This is a genomic window from Vicinamibacteria bacterium, from assembly GCA_035620555.1.
Classification (GTDB): domain Bacteria; phylum Acidobacteriota; class Vicinamibacteria; order Marinacidobacterales; family SMYC01; genus DASPGQ01.
The window spans coordinates 1-15,999 of sequence record DASPGQ010000772.1 but is presented as its reverse complement, the minus strand read 5'-3'; the positions used below and the strand labels follow the sequence as shown (position 1 = coordinate 15,999).

Here is a 15,999-nt window from a genome sequence, read left to right as displayed (position 1 = left end):
GGCGTATAGGATGTCGGTGATGAGATTGGCAAGGACTACCGTGGCGGTGATCAAGAGGAAGATGCCGAGAACGAGAGGATAGTCCCGATTCGTTGATGCGAGCACCGAGAGCCTTCCCAGCCCAGGCCAGGCGAAGACGGTCTCCGTCAACACGGCACCGCTGAAGATCGCGGCGACTCGCCCGCCGACGGTGGTGACGAGCGGTGGAAGCGTATTCCTGAGTGCGTGCGAAACAAGAACGACATTCGGCCTGAGGCCTCGACTCTCCGCCGCCAGCACGTAGTTAGTCGAGAGCTCACGCTCGACGCCGGTCCAGGTCAGGACCGTAATGAAAGCGAGCTGATGGAGCGTCAGCGTCAGCAGAGGGAGAAGAAGGTGCTCCACCAAATCGGTGGCGCTACCGTCCGAGCGCGGGTCGGTCATTCCCTGAACCGGAAACCAGCCCAGCCGGACGGCGAAGACCAGGAGCAATAGCTGCGCCAACCAGAACACGGGAACGGCGTTCGACGCAGCGATGGCTGCGATGAGACCTCGTGCTCGAGCGGCCTTCACCTTCCTCGCGATTCTTAGACCGAGCACGACCCCGAGGAACGTCGACGTGGCAAGTGACGGGACGACAAGCAGGAGAGTCGCGGGAAGCCTTTCCCAAAGGACCATCGCGACCGGACGCTGAAAGTAGTAAGACATGCCGAGCTCACCCTGGAAGAGACGGCCCAAGTAAACGATGTATTGCTCCAGAAGACTGCGATCGAGCCCATAACGCTCCCTGAGCTCGCGTTGCACCTCCTGGTGCACGAACTCACCCCCGAGGGCAGTTACGGGATCGCCCGGAGCGAGCTGCACGAGAGCGAACCCGAGGGTTCCGACAATCACCATCATCGGGATCATCAGTGCCAAACGGCGGGCTATGTATCGTCTCACGGGTCTGAGCTCACGGTCGCGCTGCGCGCTCGCTCGGCGAACTGGCCGCTCCACGGCGCAAAGTCCCGAAACGCGGAACGGTAGGCCGTCAGATTTCTCGTTTCCACGAGCCACCAATAGGGGAGATCCTCGGAAACGATTTCTTGCACGCGATGATAAAGCGCCCCTCGTTCGGCACGGTCCTGGCGCTTCGCGGCCCGTTCGAAGAGAGCATCGACCTCGGCATTGCGATAGGCAGCGGCGTTAGAGAACGGAACAGGCCCTATGCTCGACGAATCGTACAAGCGTCGAACCCCGATATCCGGATCCACGCCCTGGCAGTAGGAAACGAGTGCGGTGTCGAAATCCCGATCGGTGTACACCGTCTCGACGGCAGCCGCCCGATCGAGCGCGCGGATCTCGAGGGTGACGCCGACCTCCGCGAGCTGCTGTTGCAGGATCTCGCCGTACTTGATGAACGTGGGGAAAAGGACGATATCGATCGAGCGCTCGTGCCAGCCGGCCTCTCGAAACAGTCCTTCCGCCCGCGCCGGATCGAGATCGTATCTCTGCAGCATGCCCTCGGCCTGCGCCCAGGGGATACCGCGGGCGATTGGGGCCGAAGGCACGTCGCCCTCCCCGAACAGGACGCGTTCGACGATTTGCCCGCGGTCGATCGCATGGGCGAAAGCGTGGCGGACGCGAACATCGTCGAGGGGCCTGCGCTCGAGATTGAAGATCCAGGTCATTACGCAGTTGCTTCCTCCCGGCCCGCTCGCTGCCCCGACCACGGTGAAGCCACCAAGACTCGCGCGAAGCCGTTTCACATCCGATGGACGTACCGAGCCGACGTAATCGACTTCACCGTTTCGAAGCGCGAGGAGCTGCGTGCTTTCGTCGGGGATGATTCGGAAAACGAGCTCATCGAGACGAGGTAGACCAGGCTTGAAGTAATCGTCGTTTCTCACCAGTACGATGCGGTCGTCCGGCTGGTGAGAAGAGAAGCGAAAGGGACCAGTTCCGACGGGCGCAAGATTCGCGGGGTGTCTCTCGACATCCCCATCCGCGTATCGGTGTGCCGGCAGGATCGGGGCCTCGGTGACATCGAGCCGCTGGAGAAGCGGAGCGTATGGCTCGGCGAACCGGAATATGACAGTCCGGTCGTCAGGGGTATCGATCGACTCCAGGTTTCCTGCGAGTCCGGCACGGGTGCGCGAATGAAAGCGCAAGAGCACGTGCTCGAAAGTGAACGCGACGTCCTTGGAGCCAAAGGGAGCTCCATCATGCCAGCGGACACCCGACGCGAGGTGAAAAACGTACGTGCGAGCCTCGTCCTTGATCTCCCAGCGTGTCGCGAGGTCGGGCAACGGATTGCGTTCCTCGTCGAGGGCCACGAGGCCGTTGAAGAGAGAATCGGCCACCGCATGGACATGTGCCGCCGTAGTGATGCCGGGGTTGAAGTGACCCGGATCGTTTCCGACCGCAATGACGGCAACGCGTCTTTCCCCAGGTTTGCGCTGCGAGGAACATGCCACGACCAATAGACAAACCGCCGTGACCACAGCTTTCATGCGGCTATTCTCTACCACGCTCCGCTAGAGTGATCATCAATCGGGTTGACAACGTTTCTCTGGATCACCTACGCTGACCTACGTTGACAGCAAAGTAGGGAGGCTCGAAAGTGTCCGATGTAATGACGCTGCGCGAGGTGGCGTCCCTCCTGAAAGTTCACCCCAACACTGTTTACCGTCTCGCCCGAAGCGGACGGTTGCCCGCCTTCAAAACGGGAACCGACTGGCGCTTCCAGCGAGTCGCGGTCGAATCTTGGATGCGGTCGCCTTCGCGTCACGGGGATTCGAGCTCCTCAGATGAGGTTTTCCACCTCGTATACTGGATGCTGAGCCAGGGGTTCTCTCTGACTTTGACACCGGGCGAGCTGACCCTCCTCCTGGACTGTACCCCTCGAATCGTGAAGCGTTCGCTGGACGTTTTGTCGCGACGCGGGTGGGTTGGGATCGCCCAGGGTCGGGTGGCGCTCACCCCCGAGGGCATCGGCGAAGCGCACCGCCGTTTCGGCGCCCGCGGGCAACCGACGTCGGGACACGAGTCGGTGCGGATGTTTGCCGAGCGGCACGGGCGCCCATGAACACGGAGCGGCGCTGCATCACCGTCCGAGGCCTCGTGCAAGGAGTGGGTTTCCGGCCCTACGTGCATGAGCTCGCCCGGCGCCTCTCACTCTCGGGGTTCGTCCGTAACGGGACGAGCGGGGTCGACATCGAGGTCGAGGGCGAGCCCGCGCGGCTTCGGCGCTTCCTCGAAGAGCTCTCCCGGCAGCCGCCCGCGGCGGCACGTATCGACGAGCTGCGCTCGAGCCCGGCACCGGTCCGTGGCGAAATCGAGTTCCGCATCGCAACGAGCGACGACACATCGACCGAGCTACCCCTTTTCACCGCCGACCGCGCGACCTGCGAGGATTGTCGTCGCGAGCTCTTCGAGCCAACCGACCGCCGCTTCGGGTATCCGTTCCTGAACTGCACTCAGTGCGGTCCGCGGCTCACGATCATTGAGGGAGCGCCCTACGACCGCGAGCGCACCACGATGGCGCGATTCCAGATGTGTCGCCTTTGCCGCGAGGAGTACGAGAGCCCCGGATCCCGGCGGTTTCACGCTCAGCCCAACGCGTGCCCGCAGTGCGGACCTCGCCTAGATGGTCCGCTTCAGGGCTTCGTGGACGCGGTTCTAGGCGGTCACCTGGGGGCGCTGAAGGGGATCGGTGGCTACCATCTCGTATGTGATGCAACTTCCGACGCGGCTGTGGCGCGGCTACGTCAACGGAAGGCGCGCGACGAAAAGCCCTTCGCGATCATGGTTCCCGATCTGGAATGCGCCGCCGAGCTCGCGCATGTGTGCGAGCTCGAGAGCGAGCTCTTGAGCTCGCCACGGCGTCCGATCGTGATCCTGCGCAAGCGGAGCGGAAGCGTCCTCGCTTCCGGCGTCTCTCCCGGAAACCCGAACGTCGGGTTGATGTTGCCCTATACGCCCCTCCACATGCTGCTCATGCAGCGGGTGGAGGGGCGGCCCCTCGTGATGACCAGTGCGAATCGCTCCGACGAGCCCATCGTCCACCTCGAAGCGGACTTGCCCCTCCTCGATGGGATACCCGATATCGTGCTCGGCCACGACCGCCCGATCCGCGTGCGTTGCGACGATTCGGTGACGCGGCTCGTTCTCGATGAGGAGCTGCCCGTGCGGCGCTCGCGCGGCTACGCTCCCGAGCCGATTCGTCTGACGAAGCCCCTGGCAAGGCGAATCCTCGCCGTCGGAGGCCATCTGAAGAACACGTTCGCTCTCGGTGCGGCAGACCGCGTCATCGTGAGCCATCACATCGGTGATCTCGACGAGCTCCGTGCCCTGGACGCGCTCGAGCGAGACATCAAGCTCTACGAGGAGCTCTTCGACTTCACGCCCGAAATGCTCGTTCACGACCTCCACCCGGAATACGCTTCGACGCGGTATGCGCGGACCCGCGCCGCGCAGGAGTCTCTACCCGCCTTCGCCGTCCAGCACCATCACGCTCATGTCGCCGCGTGCAAGGCGGAGAACGGCCTCGAGGGTCCGGTGATCGGCGTGGCCTTCGACGGCTCAGGGTTCGGCTCGGATGGCACCTTGTGGGGCGGGGAGTTTCTCGTCGTCGACGAGGCGGGCTTCGAGCGCGCAGCCCATTTGCGGGCTGTCCCACTTCCCGGAGGGGATCGCGCCGCGAGGGAGCCGTGGCGGATGGCGATTTCCCATCTGGTCGATGCGGGAATCGAGCCGCCCGCGGACGAAAACCCAACCATCGTCGAGATGATCCAGAAGAAGATTCACTCTCCCCTGACGTCCAGCGCGGGTCGTCTGTTCGACGCCATTTCATCGCTCATCGGGCTGCGTCGACTCTCGAGCTACGAAGGTCAGGCCGCGAGGGAGCTCGAATGGCTGTGCGATCGACGGCTGTCGGAACCGCCTTACCCCTTCGCCCTCGACGCTGCCAGCGGGATCGTCGACACTCGCCCACTTATCCGGGCAGTGATGGAAGATCGACGGCGGAGCGTCGCGCCGGAAGAGATAGCGCGTCGTTTCCACCGAACGATGGTCCGCATCGTTGTGGACGTCTGTGAAAAACTGCGCGAGGCTCGCGGGCTCTCGAGGGTCCTCCTCACCGGAGGCGTCTTTCAGAACGTCCTCTTGCTGGAGGCCACGGTTCCCGCACTCGCCAGCCAGGGATTCGAAGTCTTTCGCCACCGCCTCGTACCGCCCAACGACGGAGGACTCTCTCTCGGTCAGGTGGTCGTCGCGTCGGAGCAGTTGGTATGTGCCTAGGAATCCCCGGGAAAGTCGTGGAGACGTTCCAGGAGCACGACATTCTCATGGGCAAGGTCAGTTTCGATGGGGTCGTGAAGAAAGTTTGTCTGGAGCACGTTCCCGATGCGGCGCCGGGCGAGTATGTACTCGTTCACGTCGGGTTTGCGCTCTCCAAGATCGAAGAGGCACAGGCGCGCCAGGTGTTCGAGCTTCTCGATGCCCTGGAAATGCCGAGTGAGCTCGACGAATCTGGGGATACTGGGTGAAGTACCTCGACGAGTACCGCGACCCCGATGCGGCGATTCGATTGGTCCGCGCCATCGAGGCCCGATTGAGCCGGCCCTGGACCATTATGGAAGTCTGCGGCGGGCAGACCCACACCATCGTCAAGTTCGGTATCGACCGCATGCTGCCCGAAGAGCTCACGCTTGTCCACGGCCCGGGTTGCCCCGTCTGCGTCACCGCGCTCGAGCGGATAGACCGTGCGCATGCCATAGCTTCTCGTCCCGAGGTGATTTTCACGTCCTTTGGCGACATGCTCCGGGTTCCTGGATCGAGCGGCGATCTGCTCGAGCTCAAAGCAAGGGGCGCAGATGTGAGGATCGTCTACTCACCGCTCGATGCGGTCGAGCTCGCCGCGACGAACCCGAAGCGCGAGGTAGTCTTCTTCGCCGTCGGCTTCGAGACCACCGCGCCCGCCAATGCCATGGCGGTGCGACAAGCTCATCGCCGCGGGTTGACCAATTTCAGCGTTCTCGTGTCTCACGTCCTCGTGCCCCCCGCCATGACCCACATTCTCCAGTCTCCGGAGAATCGCGTCGAGGGTTTTCTGGGTCCCGGCCACGTGTGCACCGTCATGGGCACGGAGGAGTACGCTCCGATCGCGAAGAGTTTCGGTGTGCCAATAGAAATCACGGGGTTCGAGCCTGTCGACATGCTGGAAGGGATACTCAAATGCGTCGAGCAGCTCGAGGCAGGAACGGCCGAGGTTCGGACGCCCTACCGTCGCGTCGTACGGCCAGAGGGAAACCTTTCGGCAAAGAACCTCCTGAGCGAAGTCTTCGAAGTCTGCGATCGCAGCTGGCGGGGTGTGGGAACGATTCCCAAGAGCGGCTATCGACTCGCACCCGAATATCGCGCCTACGACGCCGAGAGGCGCTTCGACACTTCGGAGATCGCCACTCGCGAGTCGCCGGGATGCATCAGCGGGCAAATTCTCAAAGGGGTGAGGAAGCCGATCGACTGTCCTCTGTTCGGCACCGACTGCACCCCTCGCAGGCCTCTCGGGGCCACCATGGTCTCGGCCGAGGGAGCATGTGCCGCTTACTACGCCTATGGACGCCATCTGGAGCTCGTCGATGCAGCCGGTTGAAAGCGAGGTGGGTCTTCGCGAGCGCGTTCGGCGCAAGGCGCAGGAAAGCGCGCGCACCATCGAGGCCTTCTTCGAACGGGAGGCGGACCGCGTCGTCGAATGCTGCCGCGTGCTCGGGGAAGCACTCGATAACGGGGGCCGCTTGTTCGTAATGGGAAACGGTGGAAGCGCCTGCGACGCTCAGCACCTGGCGGTGGAATTCACCCATCCGGTGGTAGCGAAGCGGCGGGCGTTTCCCGCGACAGCGCTGGTCAACGATATCGCCTGGTTGACGGCGACGGGAAACGACGATGACTTCGCCGTAGCATTCGCCGAGCAGCTCCGGCTCCTGGCACGATCAGGCGACATCGTCATCGGCCTCTCCACCAGTGGCCAGTCGGCAAACGTGAATCGTGCCCTGCGGGTCGCCCGGGACATGGAGCTCAGGACCGTGGGCATCGCGGGAAAAGATGGCGGACGGCTGAAGGACGTTTGCGATTACTTGTTCGTCGTCCCGAGCTACAGCATCCACCGAATCCAGGAGACGCAGGGGGTCCTGCTCCACGTGATGTGGGACCTGATTCACATCGGCCGCGGCGAAGAGGACGTCTTGTAATATGAGCGACACCACGCTCGGAAGCTGCCCGATCCCCTTCTCCCGCTACGGCCATATCACTCTGGGTCACGGGAGTGGCGGAGAGCTGATGGCCGACCTGATCTCCGGCCTCTTCGTCCCCGCCTTCGCGAACGAAACCTTGGCGGCGCTCGAGGACCAGGCGTCGCTCGCCTGGAACGGCTCCCGACTCGCCTTCACGACCGACTCCTACGTGGTCCGGCCCCTTTTCTTTCCCGGGGGCGATATCGGATCCCTCGCGGTCAACGGCACGATCAACGATCTCTCCGTTGGGGGCGCAACACCGATCGCTCTCAGCGCCGCGTTCATTCTGGAAGAGGGGCTCGAGGTCGCTCTGCTCGAACGCATCGTGCGTTCGATGGCGCGCGCCTGTTCCGACGCCGGCGTTGAGCTCGTTACCGGCGACACCAAGGTGGTCGAGCGGGGGAAGGGCGATCAGGTCTTCATCAACACGTCCGGCATCGGACGGATCGCGCCCGGGAGCGTTCTTTCGATCGCATCGGCCCAACCCGGCGATCGGATTCTCGTGTCAGGAACCCTAGGCGATCACGGCATCGCGATCCTTTCGGTGCGGGAGGGACTCGCGTTCGAGACCACCATCAAAAGCGATAGCGCACCGCTCCACACACTGACGAGGGCGATGCTCGACACCTGTCCGCAGATCCGGTGCATGCGCGACCTCACCCGGGGCGGGTTATCGAGCGCGCTTCACGAGCTCGCCGCCGCTTCGGACGTGGGCGTCCGGCTCTTCGAGAGGGACATCCCACTGAAAACCGAGGTGCGAGCCGCGAGCGAGATGCTCGGCCTCGATCCGGTATATATCGCGAACGAAGGCAAGCTAATGGCGATCGTGCCCGAGGCTCATGCCGAAAGGGTGCTCGGGGTGATGCGAGCTCATCCCCTGGGAGCTGACGCGGCGGATATCGGCGAGATCGCGAAGGACCAACGCAGGAGGGTCGTGATGCAATCCTCAGTCGGAGGCGAGCGCGTCGTCACCAGAATTTCAGGAGAGCCGCTGCCTCGAATTTGCTGAGAGCGAACGGAGGTCAGACATGACAAATGCCAAGAGCTGGGCCGCTCCGCTCGCGGTGCGCGAAGGCGCCATCGGTGTAGCGCTGGATTCGAAGCTCGATCTCGGTCCGCACAAAGCCGTCCACGCCTTCTGGCTCGCGGGCATGAGCTGTGACGGATGCTCGATTGGAGTCGTGGGCGCCACGAGCCCGTCGGCGGAGATGCTCATGGCCGGTACCATCCCCGGTATTCCCAAAGTCGTCCTCCACCATCCCGTTCTCGCCGTAGAGGCCGGAGAAGCCTTCGTCGAGAACTTTCGGATGGCGGAGCGAGGTGAGCTCGGGCTCCCCTACGTCATAATCTTCGAAGGCTCCGTACCCGACGAGCGGATTGCCTCGAAGAACGGCGGCTACTGGTCGGCGCTGGGCGCCGAGCCGCTTCCCGATGGACAACAAAAGCCGATCCCGACAGCGGAGTGGCTCTCGCGCCTCGCCCCGAAAGCGGCGGCCGTCATCGCCATTGGCACCTGCGCCACCTGGGGCGGCATCCCAGCGGCCGCGGGGAACCCCACCGGCTCGATGGGGGTGATGGATTTTCTCGGTGCCGATTACCGCAGCGATCTGGGGCTTCCCGTGGTGAACATCCCGGGATGCTCCCCCATCGGGGACAACTTCACCGAGACCGTCGCCGCGGTCTTGCTGTTCCTTCAAGGGCACGGTCCGCTTCCGGAGTTCGACGAGCTCGGCCGACCTGCCTGGCTCTTCCAGCAGACCGTACACCAGCGGTGCGGCCGTGCCGGATTCTACGAAGAAGGAACGTTCGCCGATCGATACGGGCAGAAGGAATGTCTTGTCGAGATTGGCTGCTGGGGTCCCGTAGTGCAGTGCAACATCACCGAACGGGGCGCCATCAACCACATGGGCGGATGTATGAACACCGGTGGGATCTGTATCGGATGCACCATGCCGGGATTCCCCGACCGGTTCGCTCCGTTCTACGAGCACCCGCCTGGCTCGCGCCTGTCGACCAACACCTCGAGGCTCACGGGAACGTTCGTCCGCGCGTTGCGCCGCATGACGCAGGAGTTCCAGAACCGCAGCCCGCGCTGGGAGCATGACGTACCAAGTGGCTGGGGCCACGTCGCAAAACCCCACATCGCTCGGCGTGCTCTCCACGAGATCTACGAGAAGATGCAATTTCTGGGAAGTGTCAAGCCGGGAAGCCGGGGAAAGGAGCAACGATGATGTCCCCCTGGACCCTGGGGTTCCTCCTGGGAGGGATCGTGGTGGCGGTCGTCGCGGCCCTCCTCGTCACCATCCTCGCCGTGGCGTGGCGAATCGAGTCGCTCGCGAGCACGGCGCTCCGGGTGGCGGGGCAGATCGAGACCGGCACTCAGCCCATATGGGCAATCGGCACCGCGAACTCGACGGTCGAGGACATCGTCCGCACGGTTCGCTCCATCGATCGCCGCGTCACGACAATCGCCGATTCCTTGGACGGAGGTGGCTCGTGAGCGGTTGGGTGGCCGCACTCATCCTCGCCGCTCTCGTGCTGGTCGTGGTGACCGTGCTGCTGCAGCTCATTCTCGCGACCGCCCGGCGGATTCATGGGCTCGTCGGGAACATCTGGACGGGCGGAAAGCGCATCGCCGCGAACACGGTCAACATCGCCCAGCTGGAACGCACGAACTTTCTCGCCAGCGTGCTTCTGGAATCAGCGGGCAACATCGCGTCCGCGGCGGGGCGCATCTCGAAGGCGACCAGGAAATGACGACACTTCTTACTCTTCTCAGCTGTCTCGCGGCACTCGCGCTTCTGGCTATCGTGGCCGTCTACCTCGTTCGGATCCGGAACGAGCTCGATGCAATTGGAGGGTCCGCGTCGAGCTATCTCGCCAAGATTCGTTTTGGGCTTCGAGCGATCGAAAAGGAGACGGGCCACCTCGCGCCCGAGGTGACTGCGCTCAACGAGGGCCTCCGATCGCTCGATAAGGGACTCCGTGCTGTCGAGGTCGAGCTCGGAGGAGTGGTCGATAATTTGAAAGGGGGTGCGCGGTGACCGCCGTTCTCTGGATCTGGGGAATCACTCTCGGCATGGTAACCCTCATCATCGTTCCCCTCGCCATCGTCTTGCTGCAGCGCACCCTGCGCGCGGCTTCCGCGATCGAGCGGTACACGCGCGAAGCACTCGACGCCGGCCTGGGCATCGCCAGGAATACTGAAGCGGTCACAGCGCTCGAGGAAACGATCGCCGCAGCAGGCTCCCTTCTCGAGGCGAGCCAGAAGCTCGCGGGACGCACCGACGTCATCGCCAAAGCCGTAGGAACGAAGAGAGGTTGACGTCGTGACCATCCTGACGATCTGGACCCTGGTGCTCGCCGGCGCCATCGTGCTCGTCCTCGCGGTCTATCTGATCGCCGTCGCCATACAGCTACTCCGTGCCAGCCGACATCTCGCGGCACTGGCATCGGGTTTGACCCAAGTCCGAGACAACACCGCACCCCTCGAAGAGCGGCTTGCCACGATCGCGGGCGCCCTTTCGGCGCTGAAGAAGGAGTTCGCCGCGGTCGACGAGCACCTGCGGTCGACGGTGGACGCAATCGGAGGCTGAGATGTGTTTCAAGAACCTTCCCATCGACATCGACGACCGGGGCCGGATGACCCTTCGGGACGAAGCGAGTCGCGCCTTCGCCGTGAGCACCGTGCCGGCTAGCACGGGCCCGAAGCCCCTTTCCGAGGCCGCGATCAAGGATCTGCTAGCGCGCAATGGCTACATCAAGAATGTGGATTTCGACCCCGTCACCCGCGTGGCGGGCGCGCTCGCCTTCCATACCGTCGTCGATCTGAAAGAGCGCCGGGTGCTCGACACGAACTCGATGGCAACGCTTTTCCGGGGCTATGAAGTCATCATGAATGGCCGCGACCCTCGCGACGCGATATTCATCACGAGTCGCGCTTGCGGAGTGTGCGGCGGGGTTCATGCGATCGCGGCGGTGAAAGCCATCGAAATGGCGCTCGGCCTCGTGCCACCACCCCTGGGAGTGCTGATTCGCAACCTCATGCTGGCGATGGAGTTCGACTACGACCACCCGCTTCATCTCTTCTTGCTCGCGGGCCCGGATTACTCCCAGCTCGTAGTGGAGCAATCGAACCCATCGATCTGGGAGAAAGCCAAGAGCTTCGAGGCACGCGGCCGAGATGTCCACGGCTACCGTTACCTCGCGGATATCATGACCGATCTGAATCCGCTGACCGGGAAGCTCTACGTGGAAGCGCTCAGGATGACGCGCGTGGCACGCGAGGCCTATGTCGTGCTGGGCGGCAAATATCCGCACCCCGAGACCATCGTGCCCGGCGGCGTGAGCACCACGGTGAGCCTTCAGGCCTTCAACGAGTATTACATGCGCTTGCAGCAGCTCTTCGATTACTCGAAGAAGGTTGCGGCGATCTGGGACGATCTGACGGAGTTCTTCTATGCCTGCGACGAACGATACAAGCGCTGCGGCTCGCGACCGGCGCACATGGCCGAGCTCGGTCTCTGGGACGATCCCGAGGCCTACGATGCCTCGTTCGCGAACTGCGACAGTTGGGGCGAGAAACGCTGGTCGACCCCCGGAGTCATTATCAACGGCGAGCTCGTCACCACGAAGCTTACTGCCATCAATGCGGGCCTCGAAGAGTTCGTCGAACATTCCTATTACGAGCCCTGGGACGGCCAGAAGTTCGAGAAGGACCCCCTGGGCAATCCTCTGAGCCCGTACCATCCGTGGAACAAAGAGACGAAGCCGAAGCCCACGGGCCAGAACTGGAAGGAAAGGTACTCTTGGGCGACCTCCCCTCGGTGGGATCGCCAGGCGATCGAAGCGGGTGCCTACACTCGACTCTGGGTTACCGCTGCGGCCAAGAAGATCCGCCCGAACGATTTCGTGGAAGCAACAGGCTCGAGCCTCAAGTTCAACGTCCCGAGAGTGGAGCTTCCGGAAATGGAACTGGAGTGGAGGATTCCGGACGTATGGAATACTTTCGAGCGCAACCGCGCCCGGGCTTATGCCATTCTGTTCAACAACGCCGTCGCCATGAACGATTGGCTCAAGGGGTTGAGCTACCTCAAGCACGGCAAGACCGAGGTCGCGACCCCCTTCGAGATTCCGAAGAGCGGTACGCGAATCGGCGTCGGCTACTCCGGCGCCGGCCGTGGCTGGCTGAGCCACCACCTCGAGCTCGACGGGGGTGTGGTGGCGAACTATCAGATCGTCACTCCCTCGACGATCAATGCCTCCCCCCGAGACGTATGGGGGCATCTCGGTCCTTACGAGGAAGCGGTCATGTCGACCCCGCTAATCGAAGAGTTCGAGAAACCAGAAGACTTCAAAGCGGTCGACGTCCTGCGCACGCTCCGGAGCTTCGACCCGTGCATGCCCTGCACGACCCACGTCCATGCGGGGGACCACGTCGTCTCGCGCGAGATCAATACCTGCGCTTGCGGGGTCGATGGCTGACCGGGAATGCGGATTCTCGTCGGGAGCGTCGGCTACTTCAACCTGCGTGATCTGTCCGCGGGCCAAATGATCGCCGAGCTCCTGCAGCAAGAAGACCTTCCCGGCAACGTGGACGTGTTCGACCTGAGCTACGGCGGCCCGATTGCCACGGTCCATCGATTGACCGAGACCGAGCCGCCCTACGAGCGCCTCATCATCGTCGGGGCCGTCGCCCGTCCCCGCGAGAAGCCGAGCTACCGATGGTATCGATGGGAGCGGAACTTACCGCCACCCGACGAAGTTCAGGCACGTGTGGGCGAGGCCGTGACCGGGGTCATCGACCTCGAGAGCTTTCCCATCATCGCGCAGCAGTTCGGTGCGCTCCCCGAGGACGTGCGAATCGTGGAGATCGACGCGGTCGAGACCCAAGCCGGTCTCGAACCGAGCGCCGCCGTGGGGGCGATGTTGCCCGAAGTGTGCGCGCTCGTGCGGCGCCTGGTGAGCGAATAATCGCCATGTCCCAATCCGGCAATGGCCAGGATCCCGGGGTCGAGAGTCATGCGGCCCGCACCGCCGAGCTCGTCGCCGAGCTCGAGGCTCTCCCCGATTCCGAGGCGAAAGCGAAAGCCCTGGAGCTCGTCGAGAACGTCGACCATCTTCACCGTACGTGCGTCTGGCGCCTCTTCGAAATCCTTAGCGAGCTCGGCGGTAAAGGGCTCATCGAGCGCATGGTGAACGAGCCGGCGGTCAAGGCGCTCTTCGTCCTGTACGACTTGATCCCGAGCCAGCCCCTCACGCCGGTCGAATCACCCGCCAGGGTTTCGGCGCCTTTCGCAGGCGGCTTCGTGCCTCTGTCGGCCATCGAAGGCGTTCATGCCGAGCCGTCATGGCACGTGGTGTTCGCGCGAGAAGATCTTCCCCCCGGAAGCCTTCGCGCCGTCGAGGTCGATGGCACGCCGCTTCTGTTGGCGAGCACTGGCGACGCCGTCTTCGCCTATCGCAACAGCTGCGGGGGCAGCATACTCCCGCTACACCTCGGGACCCTCGTCGACGGAGAGATCCACTGCCCGTGGCACGGGTGTCGCTACGACGTGGCAACCGGAAAGAAGAGAGGTGGCATCGACGGCGGCCTCGAGGCCTTCCGCGTCGTCGTCGATGGCGATAGGATCCGCATCCAGAGGCGTTGATGCGGCGGATTCTCGTGGCTGGCGTGGGAAACGTCCTCCGGGGCGACGACGGTTTCGGAATCCGCCTGCTCCACAAGCTCGAGAGCGGCAAACTAGGCCGCAATTCGGCGATTCGGTTCTGGGAAAGCGGCATCGCCGGCGTGAGTCTCGTCCAGGAGCTCTTGGACGGTTACGACGCTCTGGTCGTGCTCGACGCCATCGACAACCGGGGCCGGCCGGGCGAGCTCTTCGTATTCGAGCCCGACCTCGACGCTCTTCGAAGCGAAGGAGATAACCCTTCCCGCGCCGTCGACTTGCACGAGGCGACGCCTCGAGACGTTTTGCGGATGGCGGCGGCACTCGGCGTGCTTCCCGAGCGTGTATGGATCGTGGGCACTCAGCCCGGCTCGTGCGACGAGCTCACCGACCGGCTCACGCCCGAAGTAGCTCGCGCCGTCGACGATGCCTGCCGTCGGGTCGAGGAGCTCATCGCCGGTTTCGTGGCCCAAGATGTCTCCCTGGTCGACGAGGTCCTGCAGGTTCTCTACTGGCTCCGGGGCGAAGGCCTCGCCCCGGATGTGGCACCCAAGGACCTCGAGCGATGGCTGGGTCTCGGCGCCGTCGCCATCGCGCCCCTGCTCGAGCGCATGGTTGGCCTCGGGCTCGCGGAAGCCACTCGTGCGGGACGATACCGCCTCTCGGCTCTCGGCCTCGACGAGGGCGGGCGAAGATTCGCCGACGAGTTCTCGGAGATCACGAAACCAGGTCACGGTGAGTGCGGGGATCCGAGCTGCGAATGTTACGAGAGCGGAGATCCCGCCGACTGCCGCCACAACGTCATGTAGCCAGCCGAGAGGACGATCACATGAACAAGATAGCCATTGCCGGGAAAGGCGGGACGGGAAAAACGACGCTCGCGGGAACGCTCGCCCGCCTGATCGCGCGAACGGGTCGCGAGGTTTGGGCCATCGACGCCGACTCGAACCCGAATCTCGCCGTGACCCTCGGTCTGCAGGAATCGGCGACTTCTGAGCTCATCCCGATTCCGAGGACGATCCTTTCGGAGTCGACGGACGAGAACGGCAAGCGAAAGCTCGAGCTCGGCATGCCGGCGCGGGAAGTTCGGGACCGTTTCGGGATGACCGGGCCCGACAACGTTGCGCTTCTCGTCATGGGCAAGGTCGACCATGCGGGAACCGGGTGAATGTGTCGCGCGCATGCCGCGGTGCGGCAGCTCGTCGCCGGAATGCTCGAGGAGGAAAGCGTGATCGCCATCGTCGATACCGAGGCGGGCCTCGAGCATCTGAGCCGTGGCACCGCCCGCCACGTCGACACGCTAGTCGTGATGATGGAGCCCTACTATCGGGCGCTCGAAACCGCGCGGCGCACCGCCGAGCTAGGCCGCGAGCTCGGGATCACGCGCATCGTCGCGGTCTCCAACAAGATTCGAGACGCGGTGGACCAGAAGACCATCACGGATTACGCGCGCGCGAACCGGCTACAGGTCGTCGGCGAGATCCCGTTCGACGAAGAACTCAGACGAGCAGAACAGAGGCGTGTCGCCCCTCTCGAGACGAAAGCGAAAGCCCTGGACGCGATGGCGCTCCTCGCCGAGGCGCTCGTGCCCTGAGACCCATCGCGGTCAGCGCGCCCGGCTCGTGTTCCAGGGGCGGAAGGTGAAGCGAGCGATCGCTTCCACGTCTTCCCACTTTGGCTGGAACGTTGTTGCTCGACCCCGCCGGTCAAGCATTATCGGCGGCGAGCTCGGACGGCTCGGCGTCCTCCGCTTCAGCCATAGAGACCCCGAGGAACCCATACGTGGCACGCGGAGCCATCAGGAGCGTCCCCAATCCGACGGATAGAATGAGGAAATATGGACGAACCGCTGAAGCAGGAGCTTCTGAAAATGGCCGCGCGCGACGAGGCCGTTCGCGATGAGCTCGTCGCTTCGGGGGAACTTTTCGATGGGTATCACCCATCGATGGAGCGCGTACACCTCGAGCATGCCGAACGCCTCGCCGCAATCGTTGCCCAGTACGGCTGGCCGGGTGTCGAACGCGTCGGGGCCGACGGTGAGGAGGCCGCGTGGCTCATCCTTCAGCACGCCATCAGCGATCCGC

21 protein-coding genes are annotated in these 15,999 nt (G+C 63.7%); 19 read left to right on the top strand and 2 right to left on the bottom strand.

Annotated elements, in window-relative coordinates; translation table 11 throughout:
• Together VEK15_31270 and VEK15_31265 are read right to left on the bottom strand one after the other, a co-directional pair.
• On the bottom strand, window positions 1-921 hold a 921-nt coding region (locus VEK15_31270), incomplete at its 3' end, for an ABC transporter permease (protein ID HXV65217.1).
• Window positions 918-2,471, bottom strand: coding sequence for an ABC transporter substrate-binding protein (locus tag VEK15_31265; protein ID HXV65216.1), 1,554 nt, complete (start codon window positions 2,469-2,471; stop codon window positions 918-920). The genes VEK15_31265 and VEK15_31270, both read right to left, overlap by 4 nt.
• A gap of 110 nt (window positions 2,472-2,581) precedes the next feature.
• Here VEK15_31265 and VEK15_31260 point away from each other — a divergent pair, with 110 nt between their 5' ends.
• From VEK15_31260 to VEK15_31170, 19 genes are all read left to right on the top strand, one after another.
• Complete coding sequence (locus tag VEK15_31260; GenBank protein ID HXV65215.1) at window positions 2,582-3,046, top strand: helix-turn-helix domain-containing protein; 465 nt, start codon at window positions 2,582-2,584, stop codon at window positions 3,044-3,046.
• Window positions 3,043-5,259: a carbamoyltransferase HypF gene (gene hypF / locus VEK15_31255; GenBank protein ID HXV65214.1), complete on the top strand. Its 2,217-nt coding sequence runs from the start codon at window positions 3,043-3,045 to the stop codon at window positions 5,257-5,259. Before VEK15_31260 ends, hypF begins: the two co-directional genes overlap by 4 nt.
• A complete protein-coding gene (locus VEK15_31250; protein HXV65213.1) occupies window positions 5,250-5,507 on the top strand; it encodes a HypC/HybG/HupF family hydrogenase formation chaperone in 258 nt (85 codons plus the stop codon). Before hypF ends, VEK15_31250 begins: the two co-directional genes overlap by 10 nt.
• A complete protein-coding gene (gene hypD, locus VEK15_31245) occupies window positions 5,504-6,613 on the top strand; it encodes a hydrogenase formation protein HypD (protein ID HXV65212.1) in 1,110 nt (369 codons plus the stop codon). Before VEK15_31250 ends, hypD begins: the two co-directional genes overlap by 4 nt.
• A complete protein-coding gene (locus tag VEK15_31240; GenBank protein HXV65211.1) occupies window positions 6,600-7,208 on the top strand; it encodes an SIS domain-containing protein in 609 nt (202 codons plus the stop codon). Before hypD ends, VEK15_31240 begins: the two co-directional genes overlap by 14 nt.
• A 1-nt stretch (window position 7,209) precedes the next feature.
• Window positions 7,210-8,259 (top strand): hydrogenase expression/formation protein HypE, encoded by a 1,050-nt coding sequence (gene hypE / locus VEK15_31235; protein ID HXV65210.1) that lies wholly within the window; start codon window positions 7,210-7,212, stop codon window positions 8,257-8,259.
• 19 nt (window positions 8,260-8,278) lie between these two features.
• Window positions 8,279-9,481 (top strand): hydrogenase expression protein HypE, encoded by a 1,203-nt coding sequence (locus VEK15_31230; protein HXV65209.1) that lies wholly within the window; start codon window positions 8,279-8,281, stop codon window positions 9,479-9,481.
• Entirely contained in the window at window positions 9,478-9,750 is a 273-nt protein-coding gene (locus VEK15_31225; GenBank protein ID HXV65208.1) for a hypothetical protein, read from the top strand. The genes VEK15_31230 and VEK15_31225 overlap by 4 nt, the downstream gene beginning before the upstream one ends.
• Window positions 9,747-10,007 carry a hypothetical protein gene (locus tag VEK15_31220; protein HXV65207.1) on the top strand — a complete coding sequence of 87 codons (261 nt, stop codon included), beginning with the start codon at window positions 9,747-9,749 and terminating at the stop codon, window positions 10,005-10,007. Before VEK15_31225 ends, VEK15_31220 begins: the two co-directional genes overlap by 4 nt.
• Window positions 10,004-10,294: a hypothetical protein gene (locus VEK15_31215; protein HXV65206.1), complete on the top strand. Its 291-nt coding sequence runs from the start codon at window positions 10,004-10,006 to the stop codon at window positions 10,292-10,294. The genes VEK15_31220 and VEK15_31215 overlap by 4 nt, the downstream gene beginning before the upstream one ends.
• Window positions 10,291-10,575 carry a hypothetical protein gene (locus VEK15_31210; protein HXV65205.1) on the top strand — a complete coding sequence of 95 codons (285 nt, stop codon included), beginning with the start codon at window positions 10,291-10,293 and terminating at the stop codon, window positions 10,573-10,575. The genes VEK15_31215 and VEK15_31210 overlap by 4 nt, the downstream gene beginning before the upstream one ends.
• A 4-nt stretch (window positions 10,576-10,579) precedes the next feature.
• Window positions 10,580-10,846 (top strand): hypothetical protein, encoded by a 267-nt coding sequence (locus tag VEK15_31205; protein ID HXV65204.1) that lies wholly within the window; start codon window positions 10,580-10,582, stop codon window positions 10,844-10,846.
• 1 nt (window position 10,847) lies between these two features.
• Window positions 10,848-12,734 (top strand): nickel-dependent hydrogenase large subunit, encoded by a 1,887-nt coding sequence (locus tag VEK15_31200; GenBank protein HXV65203.1) that lies wholly within the window; start codon window positions 10,848-10,850, stop codon window positions 12,732-12,734.
• A gap of 6 nt (window positions 12,735-12,740) precedes the next feature.
• On the top strand, window positions 12,741-13,223 hold the full coding sequence (locus VEK15_31195; protein HXV65202.1) for a hypothetical protein: 483 nt from the start codon (window positions 12,741-12,743) through the stop codon (window positions 13,221-13,223).
• Between the two features lie 5 nt (window positions 13,224-13,228).
• A complete protein-coding gene (locus tag VEK15_31190; protein ID HXV65201.1) occupies window positions 13,229-13,900 on the top strand; it encodes a Rieske (2Fe-2S) protein in 672 nt (223 codons plus the stop codon).
• Window positions 13,900-14,724: a hydrogenase maturation protease gene (locus VEK15_31185; GenBank protein ID HXV65200.1), complete on the top strand. Its 825-nt coding sequence runs from the start codon at window positions 13,900-13,902 to the stop codon at window positions 14,722-14,724. The genes VEK15_31190 and VEK15_31185 overlap by 1 nt, the downstream gene beginning before the upstream one ends.
• A 20-nt stretch (window positions 14,725-14,744) precedes the next feature.
• A complete protein-coding gene (locus VEK15_31180; GenBank protein HXV65199.1) occupies window positions 14,745-15,083 on the top strand; it encodes an AAA family ATPase in 339 nt (112 codons plus the stop codon).
• 21 nt (window positions 15,084-15,104) lie between these two features.
• Window positions 15,105-15,509 (top strand): hypothetical protein, encoded by a 405-nt coding sequence (locus VEK15_31175; GenBank protein ID HXV65198.1) that lies wholly within the window; start codon window positions 15,105-15,107, stop codon window positions 15,507-15,509.
• A 243-nt stretch (window positions 15,510-15,752) separates the two neighbouring features.
• Window positions 15,753-15,999, top strand: a 247-nt coding sequence (locus VEK15_31170; protein ID HXV65197.1) for a DUF6624 domain-containing protein, incomplete at its 3' end; no start/stop codon positions are given.

Coding starts and splice junctions, on each gene's coding strand:
- hypF (HXV65214.1), top strand. CDS start 3,043: ATGAACACGGAGCGGCGCTGCATCACCGTCCGAGGCCTCGTGCAAGGA.
- VEK15_31240 (HXV65211.1), top strand. CDS start 6,600: ATGCAGCCGGTTGAAAGCGAGGTGGGTCTTCGCGAGCGCGTTCGGCGC.
- VEK15_31190 (HXV65201.1), top strand. CDS start 13,229: ATGTCCCAATCCGGCAATGGCCAGGATCCCGGGGTCGAGAGTCATGCG.
- VEK15_31250 (HXV65213.1), top strand. CDS start 5,250: ATGTGCCTAGGAATCCCCGGGAAAGTCGTGGAGACGTTCCAGGAGCAC.
- VEK15_31180 (HXV65199.1), top strand. CDS start 14,745: ATGAACAAGATAGCCATTGCCGGGAAAGGCGGGACGGGAAAAACGACG.
- VEK15_31215 (HXV65206.1), top strand. CDS start 10,004: ATGACGACACTTCTTACTCTTCTCAGCTGTCTCGCGGCACTCGCGCTT.
- VEK15_31200 (HXV65203.1), top strand. CDS start 10,848: ATGTGTTTCAAGAACCTTCCCATCGACATCGACGACCGGGGCCGGATG.
- VEK15_31195 (HXV65202.1), top strand. CDS start 12,741: ATGCGGATTCTCGTCGGGAGCGTCGGCTACTTCAACCTGCGTGATCTG.
- VEK15_31230 (HXV65209.1), top strand. CDS start 8,279: ATGACAAATGCCAAGAGCTGGGCCGCTCCGCTCGCGGTGCGCGAAGGC.
- hypE (HXV65210.1), top strand. CDS start 7,210: ATGAGCGACACCACGCTCGGAAGCTGCCCGATCCCCTTCTCCCGCTAC.
- VEK15_31185 (HXV65200.1), top strand. CDS start 13,900: ATGCGGCGGATTCTCGTGGCTGGCGTGGGAAACGTCCTCCGGGGCGAC.
- VEK15_31265 (HXV65216.1), bottom strand. CDS start 2,471: ATGAAAGCTGTGGTCACGGCGGTTTGTCTATTGGTCGTGGCATGTTCC.
- VEK15_31225 (HXV65208.1), top strand. CDS start 9,478: ATGATGTCCCCCTGGACCCTGGGGTTCCTCCTGGGAGGGATCGTGGTG.